Annotated in this window: 3 protein-coding genes; all 3 read left to right on the forward strand. The window is 62.7% G+C overall.

The features are described from left to right. A partial coding sequence (locus tag AC1DEK_RS30005) for a methyl-accepting chemotaxis protein (protein ID WP_478128967.1) occupies positions 1-444 on the forward strand: 444 nt, incomplete at its 5' end. 71 nt (positions 445-515) lie between these two features. After that, entirely contained in the window at positions 516-2,480 is a 1,965-nt protein-coding gene (gene flgK / locus AC1DEK_RS30010; protein WP_478128968.1) for a flagellar hook-associated protein FlgK, read from the forward strand. A gap of 31 nt (positions 2,481-2,511) precedes the next feature. Next, complete coding sequence (gene flgL, locus AC1DEK_RS30015) at positions 2,512-3,720, forward strand: flagellar hook-associated protein FlgL (RefSeq protein WP_478128969.1); 1,209 nt, start codon at positions 2,512-2,514, stop codon at positions 3,718-3,720. Positions 3,721-4,234 lie beyond the last annotated feature (514 nt).

Here is a 4,234-nt window from a genome sequence, read left to right on the forward strand (position 1 = left end):
GCCGGCGAGCAGGGCCGCGGCTTTGCCGTGGTGGCCTCTGAAGTGCGAAGCCTTGCACAGCGCTCGGCAGCGGCGGCGAAGGAAATCAAGGGCCTCATCGATGACTCGGTGGGCAAGGTCGATGCGGGCAGCGCGCTGGTGGGCGAAGCGGGCAAGACCATGGAAGAGATCGTCGAGAGCGTCAAGCGGGTGACGGACATCATGGGCGAGATCACTGCGGCCAGCCAGGAGCAGACGTCGGGCATCGAGCAGATCAACCAGGCGATCACGCAGATGGACCAGGTCACGCAGCAGAACGCCGCACTGGTCGAAGAAGCATCTGCAGCAGCCGAGTCGTTGCAGGAGCAGGCGTCGAGTCTCGTGCAAGCTGTCAGCGTCTTCAGGCTGGGCACTGAAGAACTCGATCCCGCCGACCTCAACTTCCGCGCGCTCGCGCCGATATAGATGCAACGGGCATCGCGACGAACACGATGCCGATGCCCCCACAGACACTCACCGCACAAGGTAAAAGCCACATGTCAGGAAGCTTGTTTTTCACGGGCCTGAGCGGTCTCGGCGTTGCGCGAGCCGCGTTGATGACCACCGCTCACAACACTGCCAACGTCTACACGACAGGCTATAGCCGGCAAGTTGCCGAAATCGCCACCAACTCGCCGACCGCGACAGGGTCCGGCTATATCGGGAACGGCGCCACCGTCAGCACGATCTCGCGCAGCTACGACCGCTACCTCACGGCGCAGCTTGCCGCCGCGCAGTCGGCATCCGCAGCGTTGAGCACCAACGGCACCCAGATCAACCGCATCGATTCGCTCCTGGCGGACCAGACCGGTGGCCTGAGCCCGCTAATGCAGAGCTTCTTCACGGCAGTCCAAGGTGTGGCGAACACGCCCGCGGACACGGCCGCACGCCAGCAACTGATCAGCTCCGCCCAATCGCTGGCCAGCAAGTTCCGGTCGACTGACAAGTACCTCTCCGACATCAACTCGTCCGTCAACGACCAGATCGCGGGCAGCGTCGACCAGATCAATACCTACTCGAGCAAGATCGCCAGCCTCAACCAGCAGATCAGCATGATGAGTGCGGTGGCCGGTGGGCAGCCGCCCAACGACCTGCTGGACCAGCGCGACCAGCTGGTGAGCGAGCTCAGCCAGATCGTCGACGTCAAGGTGCTGCAGCAGGACAATGGCAAGTACAACGTCTTCATCGGCAGTGGCCAGTCCCTGGTGACAGGCGACCAGGCCGCCACGATGAAGGCGATCCAATCTTCCGCCGACCCCACCCGCACTGCGGTCGCGCTGGTGGGCATCGCGGGCAACGTGTCGGAACTCAGCGACAACACGTTCACCGGCGGTGCGCTGGGCGGTCTCATGACCTTCCGCAACGAGACGCTGACGCCCACGCAGAATGCCATCGGACGTTTGTCGATGGCATTCGCAAGCGAGATCAACGCGCAACAGAATCTCGGCGTCGACCTGAGTGGCGCGCTCGGCCAGGACTTCTTCACGACGGCCTCGCCCGGCGTGTTCTCGAACGCGAAGAACTCGGGCACCCTCGTGCTCACGGGCAGCGTGACCAGTACCAACCAGCTCACGACGAGCGACTACTCGGTGCAGGCCAGGAACGTCGCCGGCACGATGACGTACTCGGTCACTCGTCTTTCGGACAACCAGTCTGTGGGCTCGTTCACGAGCTTCCCGATCACCTTCGACGGCGTGAGCCTCGCCGCCGCCAGCGGCGCTCCGCAGGATGGCGACTCCTTCCTGGTGCAGCCGACGCGCACCGGCGCGCGCGACATGACCGTGACGGTGCTCGACCCGAGCAAGGTGGCTGCCGCTTCGCCGGTGATCACCGGCAACACCAGCACCAACCAAGGCAGCGGCGCGCTCAGCGCGGCCAAGATCGGTGCCGGCTATCCGGCCACGCCGCTCGCATCGAAGGTCACGCTGAGCTATGACGCGGGGACGAACATGCTGTCCGGATTTCCGGGGAGCTCGGCCGTGACAGTGACCCTTGCCGACGGCACATCCAGCACCTACGCGCCCGGAGCGACCGTGCCGTACACGGCGGGCGCACAGATCAGTTTCGACGGCATCAGCGTCAGCCTGAGCGGCCAGCCGGCCCAGGGCGACACCTTCACCATCGGCAAGAACACCGCAGGCGTTTCCGACGGCACAAACGCGTTGTTGCTCGGAGCGCTCCAGCGCCAGACCACGATGGCCAACGGCAGCTCGACCTTCAACGGCGCGTATTCGCAGATCGTGAGCGAGGTGGGCAACCGGGCCATGCAAGTCAACGTCGCCTCGAAGACTCAGGACAGCGTGACCAGCCAGATCAAGGCGAGCCAGCAATCCATCTCCGGTGTGAACCAGGACGAGGAAACGGGCAACCTGCTGATGTACCAGCAGATGTACCAGGCCAATGCCAAGGTGATCCAGACCGCTTCGACCATCTTCGACGCGATCCTCGCCATCAGCAATTGATCCTTTCAATATCCAGAATCCAGGAGCCGTGATGCGTATCAGCACCAGTTCTTTCTATGAACAGAATGTCGTCGCGATGGGCCAGCAGCAGCAGAAGCTGTTTCGGGTCCAGCAGCAACTATCTGCCGGGACCAAGTTCCTGACCGCTGGGGACGACCCGGTAGGTGCGACGCGCGCGCTGGGTGTCAGCCAGAGCCTGGCCGAGTCCTCGCAATACGCGACCAGCCGCGATCGTGCGACCTTGTCCCTGTCTCGGGAAGAGAACGCGCTCGACAGCGCGACGACGATCCTGCAGAACATCAAGACGCTCACCGTGCAGGCGGGCAACGGAACGCTGTCGGATGCGGATCGCGCATCGTTGGCGACCAGTCTCCAGAGCAACCTGGACGAGCTGGTGGGCCTTGCCAACACCGACGACGGCAACGGCCAGTTCCTCTTCGCTGGCTACAAGAGCGCCACGGCGCCCTTCGTTTCTTCACCAGGCGGCATTCAGTATGTGGGGGATCAGGGCCAGCGCCTGATGCAGGTGGACGTGGCGCGCCAGATGTCGACATCCGACGACGGGCGCTCGGTGTTCCAGTCGGTGCAGAACAACGGAAAGTACGTTGCTTCGGACAGCGCCGCCAATACCGGAACCGGTGTGTTCAGCGCGATCGGCGTCAATGACGCGACGGACCCGAACTACGGCAAGGACTTCCAGATCAGCTTTGCTGGCGGCAACTACACCGTGCAGACCAAGGACGTGCCGCCTGTGACGGTTTCTGCCGGGAGCTTCGATCCCAAGACGCCCATCGTCTTCGGTGGCATTCAGATCCAGATCAGCGGAACGCCTGCGGACGGAGACACTTTTGATGTGTCGACTGCGAAGAATGCCGGGTCGGATGTGTTTGCTACGGTGGGTAGCCTCATCACGGCTCTCAGGGCGCCGCTGGCGGGGGGCGGGGCGGCTGCGCAGGCCAAGCTGCTGAATGCGCTCAGTACGGCCAACGTGAAGGTTTCCAACAATTACGACAACGTGCTGACGGTTCGGGCGTCGATTGGGTCGCGGTTGAATGAGATCGATGCGCTGAATTCGAGCGGGGCGAGTCGGGACTTGAATGACAAGAGCTATCTTTCGAGCATTCAGGATCTGGATCCTGTGCAGGCGATTGCGGAGTTTTATCAGCGGCAGAGTTCTTTGCAGGCTACGCAGATGACGTTTGCGAAGCTTAGTTCTATATCGTTGTTTAACTATCTTTGATTTGGGTTGTGGTGGGTTGTGGTGGGTGTGGTCGGGTGGGGTGTTGGTCTTGGTAGGCTGTTGGCCGGGTTTCGCCCCGGCGGGCGACTTACTTTCTTTTGCGTCGCCAAAAGAAAGTAAGCAAAGAAAAGGCGACCCCACTGTGCGCGTCCCTGCGCTTCGCTACGGGCAACCTGCGGTGCTCGCTTCAGGCGGGGTCCGCGCGAAACTCGCTGCGCTCAAACACGCGCAGCCCTTGTCCGCCTGAAGCTGCGCTCCTCGGCACGCACAGAGGGGACCCGGACACGAATACCGATACCAATACCAAGGCAGAACGCGCCGTGGCGCGTCCTTGTGTTTTTGGTTTGGCTGTTGGTATTCAAAGAGCCGAGCGAAGCGACGGCCCGAGCACTCCCTTCTGGGGGTGCCGAGGAGCGGAGCTTTTCGTGGATCAGGGCCGCGCGTGTTTGAGCGCAGCGAGTTTGCGCGGACCCCACGAAAAGCGAGCACCGCAGGTTGCCCGTAGCGCAGCGAA

The sequence above is a fragment of the Variovorax sp. 10N420 genome (assembly GCF_056394705.1).

Coding starts and splice junctions, on each gene's coding strand:
- flgK (WP_478128968.1), top strand. CDS start 516: ATGTCAGGAAGCTTGTTTTTCACGGGCCTGAGCGGTCTCGGCGTTGCG.
- flgL (WP_478128969.1), top strand. CDS start 2,512: ATGCGTATCAGCACCAGTTCTTTCTATGAACAGAATGTCGTCGCGATG.